We start from the raw sequence: 14,904 nt of genomic DNA, 5'->3' as shown, positions 1-14,904 counted from the left end.
CGGAGGATCAGCGGTCGGCCACGGCCTGCTTGACCAGGGTCTTGCCGAAGTCCCACATCAGCCCGCCGCCGCCGTGCGCGTCGTCCATCACGGCGGTGAAGGCCTCCACGAAACGGTCGACCTCCTGCTCACCGATGATCAGCGGCGGAATCAGCTTGATCACTTCCAGCCGGTCGCCCGAGACCTGGGTGAGGATACGGTGCCGCTGCAGCAGCGGGACCACCACCATCTGCGCGAAGAGTCCCTTGCGGGCGGCCTGCAGCATGGTCCAGCGGCTGCGCAGCTTCAGCGACGACGGCCTGCCGAACTCGATCCCGATCATCAGCCCCCGCCCGCGTACTTCGTGCAGCAGCTCGTAGCGGTCCACGAGCGCCGCGAGCCGTGTCCTCAGCAGGTCCCCGGTCACCCGCGCGTTCGCGACGATCTGCTCGTCCTCGATCACCGAGAGGACGGCGAGCCCGGCCGCCATCGCCTGGGCGTTGGAACCGAAGCTCGCCGAGTGCACCAGCACCCGGTCCATCGACGAGTAGACCTTCTTGAAGATCCACTCCTTGCCGAGGGTCGCGCCGACCGGAACATAGCCGCCCGAGAGCGCCTTGGCGACGCACACCAGGTCCGGTTCCACGCCGTCCTCGTGCTGGTACGCGTAGAAGTCACCGGTCCTGCCGAGACCGGTCTGCACCTCGTCGGCGATCAGCAGCGCCTTGTGCCGGTGCAGCAGATCCTGTGCGGCGCGCAGGAAACCGGGCGGTGCCTCGTGCACACCCTTGCCCTGGACGGGCTCTACGACGAAGCCCGCCACGTCGCCGCGCTTCAGCTCCCGCTCCAGCGCCGCCAGGTCGCCGAGTTCCAGCGCGGTGTCCGGGAGGAGCGGGGCGAACCCGTCCCGGAAGCCCGCCTCGCCGTTGACGGAGAGCGACCCGGTCGTCAGCCCGTGGAAGGCGTGCGTGCAGTACAGGATCCGCGGTCTGCCGGTCGCGTACCGGGCGAACTTCAGGGCCGTCTCGACCGCTTCCGTACCGCTGTTGCCGAAGAAGACCCGGTCCAGATGCGGGCTGTGGGCCAGCAGCCTCTCGGCGAGCAGCCCGGGCAGGGGCGGGCAGTCGAAGCGGGTGAGGTCGGCGAGCGAGGCGTCGAGGACGTCATGGAGCGCCTTGCGGACGACCGGGTGGTGCCGGCCGAGGCCCATCACCCCGAAGCCGGCGAGCATGTCCAGGTAGTCGTTGCCTTCGTCGTCCCAGAAGTACGCGCCCTCGCCCCGCTCGTACACCTTGTCGAAGCCGATGGTGTGGAGCATGCGCGGCAGCTGGTGGTTGAGATGCTTGGCGTGCAGCCCGTACCGTTCGCCACCGCGCTCCGCGAGCAGCCGGCCGAGGTCGAACTCCCCGCTCATCGCCCGTGCTCCTCCTTCTCCCCGCGGCGCGCGAGCGCGGCGCTGATCCGCCCCGCGATCTCCACCGGCGTCAGTCCGATGTCGGCCAGTACCTCGCCGCGTTTGGCATGGTCGAGGAACTGCTCGGGGATGCCGAACGTCCGCAGGGGTACGTCCACGTCGGCGTCCCGCAGGGCCTGTCCCACGGCCGAACCGACGCCGCCCGCCCGGCTGTTGTCCTCGACGACCGCGACGATCCGGTGGCGTTCGGCGAGCGGCGCGAGCTGCGCGTCGACGGGCTTGACCCAGCGCGGGTCGACGACGGTGCAGCGCAGTCCCCGGGCCTCCAGCAGATCGGCTGCCTGCAGACACACCGCGCCCAGCGCCCCGACCGAGACGATCAGCACCTCCGCGTCCTCGGTGCGGTGCAGCACGTCCATCCCGCCGACCCGGTCGAGCGCGGGCAGCGGCTCCCCCACCGCCTCCTTGGGGAAGCGCACCACCGTCGGCGCGTCGCTCACCTCGACGGCCTCGCGCAGCTGGGCCCGCAACTGGTCCGCGTCGCGCGGAGCGGCGATCCTGAGACCGGGCACGACCTGGAGCACCGACATGTCCCACATCCCGTTGTGGGAAGGGCCGTCGACGCCGGTGACACCGGCCCGGTCCAGGACGAAGGTGACACCGCACCGGTGCAGGGCCACGTCCATCAGCAGCTGGTCGAAAGCACGGTTGAGGAAGGTCGCGTACACGGCGACGACGGGGTGGAGACCGCCGGTGGCGAGCCCGGCCGCGGACACGGCGGCGTGCTGCTCGGCGATCCCCACGTCCCAGACCCGGTCGGGGAAGCGCTCGGCGAACTTCGCCAGTCCCACCGGGTGGAGCATGGCGGCGGTGATCGCCACGACATCGGGCCGTTCGGCGCCGATGGCGGCGATCTCGTCGCCGAACACCGAGGTCCACGACGGGCCGCCCGAGGGTGCCAGCGGCTCGCAGGTCGACGGGTTCATCGCGCCGACGGTGTGGAAGCGGTCGGCCGCGTCCTCCAGCGCCGGCGGGTAGCCACGGCCCTTCTCGGTCAGGCAGTGCACCAGCACCGGCCCGTGGAAGCGTTTGGCGCGGCTCAGCGCCGATTCGACGGCGGCGATGTCGTGGCCGTCGACGGGGCCGACGTACTTGAGCCCCAGGTCCTCGAACATGCCCTGCGGGGCGAAAGCGTCCTTGAAGCCCTTCTTCGCGCCGTGCAGCGACTCGTACAGCGGCCTGCCGACGACGGGCGTGTGCTGGAGGACGTCCTTGCCCCAGGCGAGGAAGCGCTCGTAGCCGTCGCTGGTGCGCAGCGTGGCGAGGTGGTTGGCGAGGCCTCCTATCGTCGGGGCGTAGGAGCGCTCGTTGTCGTTGACGACGATGATCAGCGGCCGGTCCTTGGCGGCGGCGATGTTGTTCAGCGCCTCCCAGGCCATGCCGCCGGTGAGCGCGCCGTCGCCGGTGACGGCGACGACATGGCCGGTGCGGCCGAGGACCTGGTCGGCCTTGGCCAGGCCGTCCGCCCAGCCGAGGACCGTGGAGGCGTGCGAGTTCTCGATGACGTCGTGCTCGGACTCCTCCCGGGACGGATAGCCGGACAGCCCGCCCTTGCCGCGCAGCTTGGAGAAGTCCTGGCGGCCGGTGAGGAGCTTGTGGACGTAGCTCTGGTGTCCGGTGTCCCAGAGGATGCGGTCGACGGGCGAGTCGAAGACCCGGTGCAGGGCGATGGACAGCTCCACCACCCCGAGATTGGGTCCCAGATGGCCCCCGGTCCTCGCCACGGCATGGATCAGGAACTCCCTGATGTCCTCGGCCAGTTCCTCGAGCTCCGCCTCCGGCAGCGCCTTGAGGTCGCGCGGCCCCCGGATGTTCTCCAGCACCGTCACGCTCGTGCCCCCTCTCTGTTCGGTTGAACTCCGGTCGGCAGCGGACGGTCCCGCCGCCCGCTGCCCGGCGGTCATCCGCGGCTTCCGGAGACGGTGTCCCGCGCGGCCCGCAGCGACTCCTTGAGCGAGCCCATGGTGGCCAGGACGGCGGTCGGCTCGTATCCGCAGTGCGCCATGCAGTTCGCGCACCGCGGGTCCTTCCCGCGGCCGTACTTGCTCCAGTCGGTGTCCTCGACGAGTTCCTTGTACGTGGGCACGTAACCGTCGCTCATCAGATAGCAGGGGCGCTGCCAGCCGAAGAGCGAGTAGTTGGGGATGGCCCAGGCGGTGCACGGGAAGTCGACCCTGCCTTCCAGGAAGTCCAGGAAGAGCGGCGAGTGGTTCAGCCGCCAGCGCCGCCGGTTGCCGCCGGAGAAGGCCTTCCGGAACAGCTCGCGGGTCTGCTCGACACCGAGGAAGTGCTCCTGGTCGGGCGCCTTCTCGTAGGCGTACGCGGGCGAGATCATCATCTCGTCGACCTTGAGATCGTCGTTGAGGAAGTTCAGCACCTCGATGACGGTCTGCGGGGTGTCGGTGTTGAAGAAGGTGGAATTGGTGGTGACCCGGAAGCCACGCCGCTTCGCCTCCTTGATCGCCTCGACGGCCTCGTCGAACACGCCTTCCTTGGCCACCGACTCGTCATGACGCTCGCGCAGTCCGTCGATGTGGACGGCGAAGGCGAAGTACCGCGACGGGGTGAACTCGTCCATCTTCTTGCGCAGCAGCATGGCGTTGGTGCAGAGGAACACGTACTTCTTCCGCTCCACCAGCTGCCCGACGATGTCGGCGATCTGGGGGTGCATCAGCGGCTCGCCGCCGGCGATGGAGACCATCGGCGCACCGGACTCCAGGACGGCGCCCACCGCCTGGGCGACCGGCATCCGCTGCTTGAGGATCCCGGCCGGGTGCTGGATCTTTCCGCAGCCCTCGCACTTCAGATTGCACGCGAACAACGGCTCCAGCTCCACGATCAGCGGAAACTTCTCACGCTTGCGGAGCTTCTGTTCGAAGAGATAGGTCCCGACCCTGATGGTCTGGCGGAGCGGCATGGCCATCTGGCTCACCTCCTGGGGAGCAGCAAAGAACGGTGCCATTCGTAGTAAGCCGGTAGGACGGCACGCAGTACGCGGAAAGCCGATATTCCACCGCGTACCGTGCCGAGGCGGACCAGTTCATGCTCAGGAGCGTCCACGACCACCCGGACGGCCGCAACCGGGCGCGATCCCGCGCTCAGCGCGCTGTGGAGCGTGGCGGCGGACTCCATGTCCACCGCGATCGCCCCGGTCGCCGCCAGCTCGGCCCGCTCCTGGCCGCGTACGACGTGGTCCGAGCCGGTCAGGGGGCCGGTGTGGACGGTCCGCCCCGGCACCGCCCGGGCCAGCGCCTCCGTCAGCAGGTCCGTCGCCGTGCACGGCGTGACGCCCCAGGGCCCACGGGTCTCGTCGGCCACGACCACATCGCCGGGGTGCATGTCGGGGGCGAGTCCCGCGCAGAAGCCGGAGGCGATGACGGCGGTGGCGCCCGCGGCCCTCTCGTCGCGGAGCGCGCGTACGACGGCACGCTGGGCGTTCCTCGGCCCCATGCCCGTACGCAGGACGGTCACCGGGCCCGGTGCGCCGCCACGGCCGGCCGCGCGCAGGGCGAGACGCTCGATGCCGAGCGCGCAGGCGATCAGCAGCGGCGGCGCCGTGGAGCCGGGCGTCCCGCTCGCCGGGGGCGGCTCCGTGGAAGCGTCCACTCAGCCTCCGTTCCGGCCGGCGAACGGTTCCCCGTGCACGTAGCGGCCGAGCGCCGTGAGCGGGAACACCTGCCGGTAGAGGTGGTAGTTGATGGAGAAGTCCCACGGGAATCCGGTGCCGGTGAAGTGCGGTTCGTCCCACGAACCGTCCTCGCGCTGGGTCCCGGCGAGGAAGGCGATGCCCCGCTCGACGGCCTTGCCGTCCCGTTCCCCCGCGGCCAGCAGCGCCAGCAGCGCCCACGCGGTCTGGGAGGCGGTGGAGGCGCCGCGCCCGATCCACGACTCCTCGCGGTACGAGCGCAGGTCCTCGCCCCAGCCGCCGTCGTCGTTCTGGACGGACTCCAGCCAGCCGACGGCACGCCGGATCGCGGGGTGCGACCCGGGCAGTCCGGCCGCGGTCAGCGCCGGGACGACCGAGCCGGTGCCGTAGACGTAGTTGACTCCCCAGCGTCCGAACCAGGCGCCGTTCGGCTCCTGTTCGCCGAGCAGCCACTCGACACCGCGGCGGGCGCGGGGGTGGTGGGCCCGGCCTTCGTGGGCCAGCATCTCGACGACGTGCGCGGTGACATCGGCCGACGGCGGGTCGATGACCTCACCGAAGTCGCAGAACGGCAGCCGGTTGGGGAAGGCGCTGGTGTTGTCGGCGTCGAAGGCGCCCCAGGCGCCGTTCCTCGACTGCATCCCCAGGGTCCAGTTGCCGGCGCGGGCGATCGCCGCCTCGATCCGGGACGGGTCCGGGTGCTTCACCCGGCGCAGGGCCAGGATCACCTCGGCCGTGTCGTCGATGTCGGGGTAGTTGTCGTTGTGGAACTCGAAGGCCCAGCCGCCGGGGGCGAGTCGCGGCCTGCGCACGGCCCAGTCACCGGGCTTGACGATCTCCTCGCCGAGCATCCAGTCGGCTGCCCTGACCAGGGCCGAGTGGTCCGCGGGCACTCCGGCGTCGGCGAGCGCGATGGTGGCGAGGCAGGTGTCCCACACCGGTGACTGGCACGCCTCGATCATCCGGGCGCCGTCGTCGCGCCAGACGGTGTACCGGTCCAGCGAGTCCAGGCCGGCGCGCATCACGGGGTGCTGGAGGTCGTAGCCGAGCAGATGCAGGGCGATCACCGAGTAGACGGCCGGCGGCTGGATCCCGCCCCAGCAGCCGTCGTTCTCCTGCCGCTCGATGATCCAGCGGGCCGCGCTGTTCATGGCCGCGCGGCGCAGCGGGCGCAGGGCGATCCCGTGGTAGCGGTGCAGCAGCTTGTCGAGGCGCTGGAACACGCCGTCCCAACTCGCCGCCGGGGCAAGGGGCGTGGGCGGGTTGGGGTTGTGGCGGTCCGTGTGCAGCTCGTCGAGCGGGAACGGGGCGGGTCGCACCGGCCGCATCGCGGAGACGATCGTGAGCGGCACGATGGTCTGCCGCGCCCAGCAGCCGAAGTCGTAGATGTTGAGCGGGAACCAGGAGGGCAGATAGATGAGTTCGGGCGGCAGTTCGGGCAGGTCCTCCCACTTCCACCAGCCGAACAGCGCGAGCCAGATGCGGGTGAAGACGCGGCTCGCGGCGATGCCTCCCTGCCCCCGGATCCAGGCGGCGGCGCGGTCCATGTGCGGATCGTCGGGCCGGTCGCCGGCGAGGCGCAGGGCGACATAGGCCTCGACGGTGGCGGAGAGCTCTCCGGGGCCGCCGTGGAAGGTGGCCCAGGTGCCGTCGTCGCGCTGCTCTCCGCGGATGAACAGAGCGGCGGCCTGGGTGGTCTTCTCGTCCTGGACGCCCAGGAACTGACGGAGCAGCAGGTCCTCGGCGTCCATGGTGACGTTGGTCTCCAGGTCGCCCTTCCACCAGCCCTGGGCGTCCTGCCTGCCGAGCAGGTACTCGACGGATCGCTGCGCCGCCAGCCCGGCGGCCACGTGCGTGTCACCCGGAACGGTACGGTCGTCGGTCGTTTCGCTGGCCGCGGTTGCGCGGGGGCCCGGGGCCCCTGGGCTTCCGTCGGTCGTCGCTGTCATGGCTTCCCCTTCGTGCAGTCGGATGTGCTGCTTTTCGGGTCTGCCGTCGGCCGGTGCCCGGAGCGGCACCGGCCGGCGACTGCGAACTCATATGCGATTGATCGTGATCATCTCCGTCGCGTGATCCGTCCGGGGACCGGTGATCATCTCTTGCGTACGACGACGAAGTCGGCGAGCGCGACGAGCTGGGCGCGCACGCGCTCGGGCATGTCGACGCGGTCCAGTGCCTCGACCGCCGTTCCATGCTGCCTGCGGGCCTCCTGCGAGGTCCATTCACGCCCGCCCGCCTCCTCGATGAGGGCCGCCCGGGTGGCGAACTCCTCCTCGGAGAAGCTGTCGAAGTCATTGCTCTTCGCGTCGGCCGCGAGCAGTTCCCCGAGCCGCTGCGAGGCCGGGCCGCCCGCGGCGAGCGCCGCGACGACGGGCAGGGACTTCTTGCGCTGGCGCAGATCGCTCCAGGTCTGCTTGCCCGTCGACTCGGGGTCGCCCCAGATGCCGAGGAGGTCGTCGACGGCCTGGAAGGCGAGGCCGAGGTGGTAGCCGTACGCCTCCAGCGTGTCGGCCGTGCGGTCGTCGGCGCCGCCGAGGACCGCGCCGATGGAGACGGCGCAGGCCAGCAGCGCGCCGGTCTTGTTGCCCTCCATCTCCAGGCACTCCTCGACGGTGACCCGCTCGCGGTGCTCGTAGGAGATGTCCTGCGCCTGGCCGTCGATCAGCTTGCGGGTGGCGGTGGTCAGCCGGCGCGTCGCTCGGCCGGCCTCCACGGTGCCGAGCTCCAGCAGGATCTCGTTGGCGAGCGCGAAGAGGGCGTCGCCGACGAGGATCGCCTGCGCGGGGCCGTGCACCTTCCATACGGTGTCGCGGTGCCGTCGCTGTTCGTCACCGTCCATCAGATCGTCGTGGAGCAGCGAGAAGTTGTGGACCAGCTCGACCGCGACGGCACCGGGGACGCCGACCTCGGGCGCGGCCCCGGCCACCTCGGCGGACAGCAGAGCCAGCGCCGGACGCACGGCCTTGCCGCCGTCACCGTCCGCGGGGCGGCCGTGGGCGTCGATCCAGCCGAAGTGGTAGGCGGCGACGGTGTCCATGGGCGGCGCGAGCCGGTCCACGGCAGCACGCAGCACCGGGGTGGACATGGTCCGCCCGCGCTCGAGCAGCGCGGTGACGGCCGCGGTGTCGACAGCCGGGTTCGCCGAAGGCGCAGTCGGCACTTTCTCTCCTCTGGTTCCAGACCTGGGTCTCATGCCGCCTCCTTGAGCGGATGTTCATGGGGGCGGCCGAGGGTGGTGAGCGCGGCGGATGCGGCGCTGAACCCGCTGCGCACGGCGCCCTCCATGGTGGCGGGCCAGCCGGTGGCGGTCCACGATCCGGCCAGATACAGGCCGGGAGCTCGGGTGCGCGCGGCGGGCCTGAGCCTGCCGACGCCGGGGGCGGGGGCGAATGTGGCGGTGCGCTCCCGGGTGACGAAGAAGTCCCGTACCTCCGCGCCGCGGGTCGCGGGCAGCAGCCGTTCCAGCTCGGGGAGATAGCGCTCACGCAGTGCGGAGACGGGGGTGTCGATCTCGTCCTCGGCGGCGGACTGGGACAGCGCCAGATACTGTCCGCCGCGCAGACCGGAGGCGTGGGTGCGGTCGAAGACCCACTGGACGGGGGTGCCGAGCGCGGCGAAGAAGGGCCGGCGCAGCACCGTGCGGTCGTAGATCACATGGATGTTGAGGATCGGCGCGGTGCCGATGTCGAGCAGCCGGTCGGGGTTGTCGAGGGCGCCTTCGGGCAGCAGGGCGTGCGTCTCGCGCTGCGGTACGGCGAGGACGACGGCGTCCGCGTCGAGCCGCTCGGCGCCTGCCGTGACGTTCCAGCGGCCGTCGGCGGTGCGGGTGAGAGCGCTGACACGGGTGCGCAGTTCGGTGCGCACTCCGGCGGAGTCGAGGGCCTTGCGGGCGAGGGTGTCGTGGATCTCTCCGAGCGGGACGTGCGCCCACCCGATGTCGGCCGCGCCGGGCTCGGAGAGCAGTCCGGTCTTGAACACCATCGCGGCCAGGCCCATCGAGGCGTTCGGCGCGACGGCGTTGAGGGTGGCGACGCCGACGAGGTCCCAGAGGGCCTCGATCGTGCGGCCCGACTGGCCGTGGCGGCCGAGCCAGGTGGCGAAGTCGACGCCGTCCAGGGCGGGATCGGCCGGGTCGAGTCCCTTGAGGGCGAGCGCCGCCCGCCCGACGGCGGCGCGCTCGGCGAGGGAGAGGTGGGGGTACGTCGCGAGGCTCGCCGCGAGATGCAGCGGCACGGGCAGGGCGGTGCGGCGCAGCCGTCCGAGCCTCGGGCCGCCGGGGTGGGCGACGTCGAGGACGGGTACGTCGAGGCGGTGCTGGAGCGGGGCGAGGCGGGCGCCGTCGACCCGGTCGAGGAACCAGCGGTAGGCGGTGCAGCAGCGCAGATAGACGTGCTGGCCGTTGTCCACGGTCAGCTCGCCGCGCCGGAAGGAGAACGCGAGACCGCCGAGGCGCGGCCGGTTCTCCAGGAGCGTGACCCGCAGGCCGGCATCGGCCAGCCGCAGCGCGGCGGTGACCCCGGCGAGTCCGCCTCCGACGACGACGGCGTGCCGCGCGGAGGTCGTGTCCTCGTACGTCATGCCCCCTCCCCTCGGGCCGCCGTCGCAGTCAGGGACGCGGCGACGACGTGAGGGGTTGCCCGCGAACGGCGGGAGGGCCGGGCGGCCCGTCCGGACGTGCGGGAACAGGACGAGGCGGCCGGCACCGACCGCGCCACCGCGCTGACGGGTCCGGCCGCCGTACGCACAGCGGGGCGCGAGCCGGGGGACGTCGCCGGCGGAAGGTCCTGAATCGCCGTCAGGCGGGGCGTCACGCGCGCCTCCTGACGGCCTGGCGGGAGATGTGCCGGGCGTCGAGACCGGAGAGGCCGCGGACGGCGACGTAGGCCTTCTCCCGGCCGGGGAGCGAGACACGGCCGCGCAGGACGGCCTCCGGGTCGCGCTCGATGCGGTCGAGGAGCCGGCGGTAGATCCCGGCCATGGCGGCGACACAGGCGCCGCTGCGCCGGTCGAGCATGGGCAGGAGCCGGTAGCCCTCGGCGAACAGGCCCCGGGCGCGCCGCACTTCGAAGTGGACCAGGCCGCTGAAGTCGGCGCCGGGCGGCGGGGTGGTGCGGTGGAAGCCCGCGGAGCAGCCGAACTTGGCGAGGTCGTCGGTGGGCAGGTACGTCCGGCCGTTGGCGGCGTCCTCGCGGACGTCACGGAGGATGTTGGTGAGCTGGAGTGCGAGCCCGAGCGTGTCGGCGTACTCGGGGGCGCGCTCGGCGCCGTGCGCGCCGGGCAGGGTGCCGAACACGCCGAGCGAGAGCCTGCCGATGGCGCCCGCGACACACCGGCAGTAGACCTTGAGGTCGTCCCAGGTCTCGTACGTCTCGCCCCGGACGTCCGCGAGGACGCCGTCGATGAGCTCGTCGAGCCCGTCGAGCGGGATCGGGAAGCGGTGCGCGGCGTCCGCGAGGGCCACCGCGACCGGGTCGGTGTCGTCCTCGCCCACCTTGCCGTCGCGGATCCTGCCGAGCAGCTCGCGGGTCGCCTCGAGCCGGTCCCGCTTGGCGCTCTCGCCGAGCGATCCGTCGCCGATGTCGTCGACCCGCCGGGAGAAGGCGTACAGCGCGGACATGGCCTGCCGCTTGTCGGCGGGCAGAAGCCTGATGCCGTAGGCGAAGTTGCGTGCCTGCGTCCCCGTGACGGCCTCGCAGTAGCTGTACGCGGCCTGGACCGGCGCGGACATGTGTGTGTACTCCTCCATGCTCCGGCTCACCCCTCTCTACGCGCTCTACGCAAGACGGTTCCCACTTCACGCATCAGTCGGGGCTTGGTGGCTCTGGGCGGTCCGGGGAGCACGTCGTGTCCGACGGCCTCGATCGCGGCGAGGGTGGCGCGTCCCCCGGCCACGAATCCGGCGAGCAGCAGTCTGAGCCTGCCGTGGACGCTGCCGACCAGCGGGGTGCCCTCGTCCAGCAGCCGCCCCGCGCGCTCGGCCTCGTACGCGACCAGGGCGCGCACCGGCGCGCCCGCCGTCGGCGCCGCCAGGTCCGCCTCGGTGACCTGGAACCGCTTCATGTCCTCGGCCGGGAGGTAGACGCGGTCGGCGGCCAGGTCCTCGGCGATGTCCTGGAGGTGCTCGACGATCTGCAGCGCGGTGCAGATGGCGTCGGAGTGGCGGATCCGCTCGGGGGTGGCGGTGCCGGTGATGCCCAGAACGAGACGGCCGACGGGGTTGGCGGAGAGCTCGCAGTAGGCGGCGAGGTCGTCGTACGTGCCGTAGCGGTGCACGAGCTGGTCCCGGCGGTTCGCCTCGATGAGGCCGAGGAACGGCTCGAGGGTGAGCGAGCAGCGGCGCACGGTGGGCACCAGGGCGCGCAGCAGCGGATGGCGCGGGTCCTCGCCGGCGGCGAAGACGCGCCGCAGGTCGGCCTCGAAGGCGTCGAGCATCGCGAGGCGGTCGTCGCTCTGCGCGGGGTCGAGGCCGAGGTGCCGCGCGTCGGCCCCGCCGGGGGCGAGGTCGCCGTCGCCGATGTCGTCGACCAGGCGGGCGTAGCCGTAGACGGCCATGAGGTCGTTGCGCCAGGCGCGGGGCAGGAAGAAGGGCGCCACGGGGAAGTTCTCGTCCGCGGCCTTGTCGAGCGTGGTGCGCGTGGAGGCGTCGAGGCGCACCTGCCGGGTACCTGTCACTGCGGACTGCCCGGTGCGGGGACGGCGCTGCCCTCGCGGAGCTGGAGATTTTCCGTCATGGCCGTCACATCTCCCGTTCTACACTGCTGACCCAATACATCCTATTTCGGACACGCCGCCGGTCCCCACGAGGGGTTTCGCCGCCCGGCCAGCGGGATTCTTCAGGGTGTATCGCCCCACTTGCCATGAATCAGCACCGGTACAGCTTACGTTGTACAACGTCCCGGACCCCTCCGGGGTGCTGTGTGCGTGACGAGAACCGGGCGATCCGGGGCCAACGTTCCGAAGGAACACAGGACTTGACGGATGCTTGACGGGGTACGGACCACCGCTCGACCCGGAATCCGCGCCTCGCGCACGGGCCGGTGGGACCGGCCCGCGTGCGAGGGCCCCCGCCGGAGCACTCCGGCGGGGGCCCTTCCGCGTGGCGCGCCTCGCGAGCGGGACCTACTTCCCGGTCTCCTTCTCGTACGCCCTGATGACCTCGTCGGTCGGGCCGTCCATCAGCAGCTCGCCCTTCTCCAGCCACAGGACGCGGTCGCAGGTGTCACGGATCGACTTGTTGCTGTGACTGACCAGGAAGACCGTACCGGCCTCCTTGCGCAGCTCCCGGATGCGCTCCTCGGAGCGGATCTGGAACCTCCGGTCACCGGTGGCGAGCGCCTCGTCGATCATCAGCACGTCGTGGTTCTTCGCCGCGGCGATCGCGAAGCGGAGCCTGGCGCCCATACCGGACGAGTACGTGCGCATCGGCAGGGTGATGAAGTCGCCCTTCTCGTTGATGCCGGAGAAGTCGACGATGCCCTGGTAGCGCGTGCGGATCTCCTCGCGCGACATGCCCATGGCCAGACCGCCGAGGATGACGTTCCGCTCACCGGTCAGATCGCCCATGAGGGCCGCGTTGACACCCAGCAGCGACGGCTGGCCGTCGGTGTAGACCTTGCCGCTCTCGGTCGGCAGCAGGCCGGCGATGGCCCGCAGCAGGGTCGACTTCCCGGAGCCGTTGGTGCCGATCAGGCCGATGGCCTCGCCCCGGTAGGCGGTGAAGGAGACACCGCGCACGGCGTGGACCTTGCGGACACCGCGGGACTCGCCGCGGTCGCGCCGGAGTATGCGGCTCAGCGCGGCGGTCGCGCTGCCCTTGCCGCCGCTGCCGCCGTTGACGCGGTACACGATGTGCACCTCGTCGGCGATGACGGTGGGCACCCGGGCGTCGCGCGGGTCTTCGAGGTGCTCAGCCACGGCCATAGCGCTCCTCCGCCTTCCAGAAGTACACGAAGCCGGCGACACCGAGGAGCACCGCCCAGATCACTCCGGCCAGCCACACGTGCGAGGGCAGGTTCGACGAGTCGTAGCCGTCGATCAGGGCGAAGCGGATCAGGTCCATGTAGATCGCCGCGGGGTTGTACATCAGGACCTCGGCGATCCAGGCCGGCTTGTCCGCGAGCATCACCTTGATCGAGAACATGACGCCGGAGCCGTACATCCATGTACGCATGATGAACGGCATCAGCTGGGCGAGGTCGGGCGTCTTGCTGCCCATGCGGGCCATGATCAGCGCGAGGCCGATGTTGAAGACGAACTGCAGCGCCAGCGCGGGGACCACCAGCAGCCAGCTGAGCGACGGGTAGCTGCCGAACGCCACCACGATCAGCACGAGCACGATCATCGAGAACAGCAGCTGCTGGAGCTGCTGCAGCGCGAAGGAGATGGGCAGCGACGCGCGTGGGAAGTGCAGCGCCCGTACCAGGCCCAGATTGCCCGAGATCGCCCGCACACCGGCCATCACCGAGGTCTGCGTGAACGTGAAGACGAACACGCCCGCCACCAGGAACGGGATGTAGACCTCCTTCGACATCCCGCGTCCGGCGCCGAGGATGAGCCCGAAGATCAGGTAGTAGACCAGCGCGTTCAGCAGCGGCGTCGCCACCTGCCACAGCTGGCCGAGCTTGGCCTGGCTGTACTGGGCCGTGAGCTTCGCGGAGGAGAACGCCAGGATGAAGTGCCGGCGGCCCCAGAGCTGCCTGACGTACTCGATGAGCCCAGGTCGGGCACCGCTCACCGACAGGCCGTACTTGGCGGCCAGCTCCGCCGGCGTCAGACCGTCGTCGGGAGACGGCCGAGCGCTCATGGCGATCGCACCGTCATGGGTTGTGTCACTCACAAGTTGAAACTTTCGTGTTCAAGATGCGCGTCAATCGGGCCTCAGGTGGCGGCCAGGTCCCGGAGTACGCCCGATGCTCTCAGATCCCGGCCGGTCACACGACAGGCGGTCGGCCCAGTCGCGTCAGTCGCCACACGGTACGCCACTTCATGGGACGGCGCGGACCGCACGGGGTCGTCCATCCCTCCCTGAAACCGGCGAACCATGCCTTGAGCGCCTGGGCGGTGGGCCGCCTGAGGAGTGTGAGCACGATCCACACTCCGAGATAGACGGGCACCAGCGGCGCGGGCAGATTGCGACGTGCCAGCCACACCCGGTTACGGGCCACCATGCGGTGGTAGACCGCGTGCCGGGACGGCGGCATCGTCGGATGGAACAGCACCATGTCGGAGCGGTAGTCGATCATCCAGCCCGCGTCCAGGGCCCGCCAGGCGAGGTCGGTCTCCTCGTGCGCGTAGAAGAACTCGTCCGGCAGCGCGCCGACCTGGGCCAGGACCTTCGTGCGGACGGCGTTGGCGCCGCCGAGGAAGGTCGTCACGCGTGAGGAGCGCATCGGGTCGGAGGCGCGCAGCCGCGGGACGTGCCTGCGCTGGGTGAGCCCGGTCTCCGGGTCGGCGATCCGGAAGCTGACGATCCCGAGGCCGGGGTCCTCCGAGAAGGCCCGGCGGATCAGTTCGGCGGTGTCCGTGTTGGGCAGCAGCCCGTCGTCGTCGAGGAAGAGCAGGACGTCGACGTCGCCGCCGGCGGGGCCGAAGGCCTCGATGCCGACGTTGCGGCCGCCCGGGATGCCCAGGTTCTCCGGGAGGTCGACCGTGCGGACGCCGTCGGGCACTCCGGTGACGGGAGCGCCGTTGCCGACGACGACCACGTCGACCGGGTCGCCCTGCTGCTTGGCGACCGAGTCGAGCAGGGCACGCAGATCGTCGGGCCGGTTGCCCATGGTGATGATGACGGCGCCGAGCTTCACGG

The 14,904-nt window shown here is 71.2% G+C and carries 12 protein-coding genes; all 12 read right to left on the bottom strand.

Annotated features, from left to right (window positions below; genetic code table 11):
* Positions 1–7: 7 nt before the first annotated feature.
* A complete protein-coding gene (locus tag ACIQMR_RS11125; protein WP_401385120.1) occupies positions 8–1,393 on the bottom strand; it encodes an aspartate aminotransferase family protein in 1,386 nt (461 codons plus the stop codon).
* On the bottom strand, positions 1,390–3,282 hold the full coding sequence (gene dxs / locus ACIQMR_RS11120) for a 1-deoxy-D-xylulose-5-phosphate synthase (protein WP_401385119.1): 1,893 nt from the start codon (positions 3,280–3,282) through the stop codon (positions 1,390–1,392). Before dxs ends, ACIQMR_RS11125 begins: the two co-directional genes overlap by 4 nt.
* Before the next feature lie 71 nt (positions 3,283–3,353).
* Positions 3,354–4,376: an adenosyl-hopene transferase HpnH gene (hpnH, locus tag ACIQMR_RS11115; protein WP_401385118.1), complete on the bottom strand. Its 1,023-nt coding sequence runs from the start codon at positions 4,374–4,376 to the stop codon at positions 3,354–3,356.
* 5 nt (positions 4,377–4,381) lie between these two features.
* Positions 4,382–5,059: a 1-hydroxy-2-methyl-2-butenyl 4-diphosphate reductase gene (locus tag ACIQMR_RS11110; protein ID WP_401385117.1), complete on the bottom strand. Its 678-nt coding sequence runs from the start codon at positions 5,057–5,059 to the stop codon at positions 4,382–4,384.
* Positions 5,060–7,048: a squalene--hopene cyclase gene (gene shc, locus ACIQMR_RS11105; protein WP_401385116.1), complete on the bottom strand. Its 1,989-nt coding sequence runs from the start codon at positions 7,046–7,048 to the stop codon at positions 5,060–5,062.
* Between the two features lie 143 nt (positions 7,049–7,191).
* Positions 7,192–8,292: a polyprenyl synthetase family protein gene (locus ACIQMR_RS11100; protein ID WP_401385115.1), complete on the bottom strand. Its 1,101-nt coding sequence runs from the start codon at positions 8,290–8,292 to the stop codon at positions 7,192–7,194.
* On the bottom strand, positions 8,289–9,677 hold the full coding sequence (gene hpnE / locus ACIQMR_RS11095; RefSeq protein ID WP_401385114.1) for a hydroxysqualene dehydroxylase HpnE: 1,389 nt from the start codon (positions 9,675–9,677) through the stop codon (positions 8,289–8,291). Before hpnE ends, ACIQMR_RS11100 begins: the two co-directional genes overlap by 4 nt.
* A gap of 229 nt (positions 9,678–9,906) precedes the next feature.
* Positions 9,907–10,845: a presqualene diphosphate synthase HpnD gene (gene hpnD / locus ACIQMR_RS11090; protein WP_401385113.1), complete on the bottom strand. Its 939-nt coding sequence runs from the start codon at positions 10,843–10,845 to the stop codon at positions 9,907–9,909.
* 8 nt (positions 10,846–10,853) lie between these two features.
* The gene (gene hpnC, locus ACIQMR_RS11085; RefSeq protein ID WP_401385112.1) at positions 10,854–11,771 is read right to left on the bottom strand and encodes a squalene synthase HpnC; all 918 of its coding nucleotides are present in this window, start codon (positions 11,769–11,771) and stop codon (positions 10,854–10,856) included.
* A gap of 447 nt (positions 11,772–12,218) precedes the next feature.
* Positions 12,219–13,019 carry an ABC transporter ATP-binding protein gene (locus ACIQMR_RS11080; protein WP_401385111.1) on the bottom strand — a complete coding sequence of 267 codons (801 nt, stop codon included), beginning with the start codon at positions 13,017–13,019 and terminating at the stop codon, positions 12,219–12,221.
* A complete protein-coding gene (locus ACIQMR_RS11075; RefSeq protein ID WP_266385940.1) occupies positions 13,006–13,935 on the bottom strand; it encodes an ABC transporter permease in 930 nt (309 codons plus the stop codon). Before ACIQMR_RS11075 ends, ACIQMR_RS11080 begins: the two co-directional genes overlap by 14 nt.
* 94 nt (positions 13,936–14,029) lie before the next feature.
* Positions 14,030–14,902: a glycosyltransferase family 2 protein gene (locus tag ACIQMR_RS11070; RefSeq protein ID WP_401385335.1), complete on the bottom strand. Its 873-nt coding sequence runs from the start codon at positions 14,900–14,902 to the stop codon at positions 14,030–14,032.
* Between the last annotated feature and the right edge of the window lie 2 nt (positions 14,903–14,904).

The sequence above is a fragment of the Streptomyces sp. NPDC091376 genome, from assembly GCF_044757085.1.
In the GTDB taxonomy this organism is placed as follows: domain Bacteria; phylum Actinomycetota; class Actinomycetes; order Streptomycetales; family Streptomycetaceae; genus Streptomyces; species Streptomyces pratisoli.
The sequence above is the reverse complement of the archived record's forward strand: the minus strand, read 5'-3'. Positions and strand labels throughout refer to the sequence as shown.

What these genes read in the sequence shown, in the direction of transcription:
- ACIQMR_RS11125 (WP_401385120.1), bottom strand. Translation starts at nt 1,393, where the DNA reads ATGAGCGGGGAGTTCGACCTCGGCCGGCTGCTCGCGGAGCGCGGTGGC.
- hpnH (WP_401385118.1), bottom strand. Translation starts at nt 4,376, where the DNA reads ATGGCCATGCCGCTCCGCCAGACCATCAGGGTCGGGACCTATCTCTTC.
- shc (WP_401385116.1), bottom strand. Translation starts at nt 7,048, where the DNA reads ATGACAGCGACGACCGACGGAAGCCCAGGGGCCCCGGGCCCCCGCGCA.
- ACIQMR_RS11100 (WP_401385115.1), bottom strand. Translation starts at nt 8,292, where the DNA reads ATGAGACCCAGGTCTGGAACCAGAGGAGAGAAAGTGCCGACTGCGCCT.
- hpnE (WP_401385114.1), bottom strand. Translation starts at nt 9,677, where the DNA reads ATGACGTACGAGGACACGACCTCCGCGCGGCACGCCGTCGTCGTCGGA.
- hpnD (WP_401385113.1), bottom strand. Translation starts at nt 10,845, where the DNA reads ATGGAGGAGTACACACACATGTCCGCGCCGGTCCAGGCCGCGTACAGC.
- ACIQMR_RS11080 (WP_401385111.1), bottom strand. Translation starts at nt 13,019, where the DNA reads ATGGCCGTGGCTGAGCACCTCGAAGACCCGCGCGACGCCCGGGTGCCC.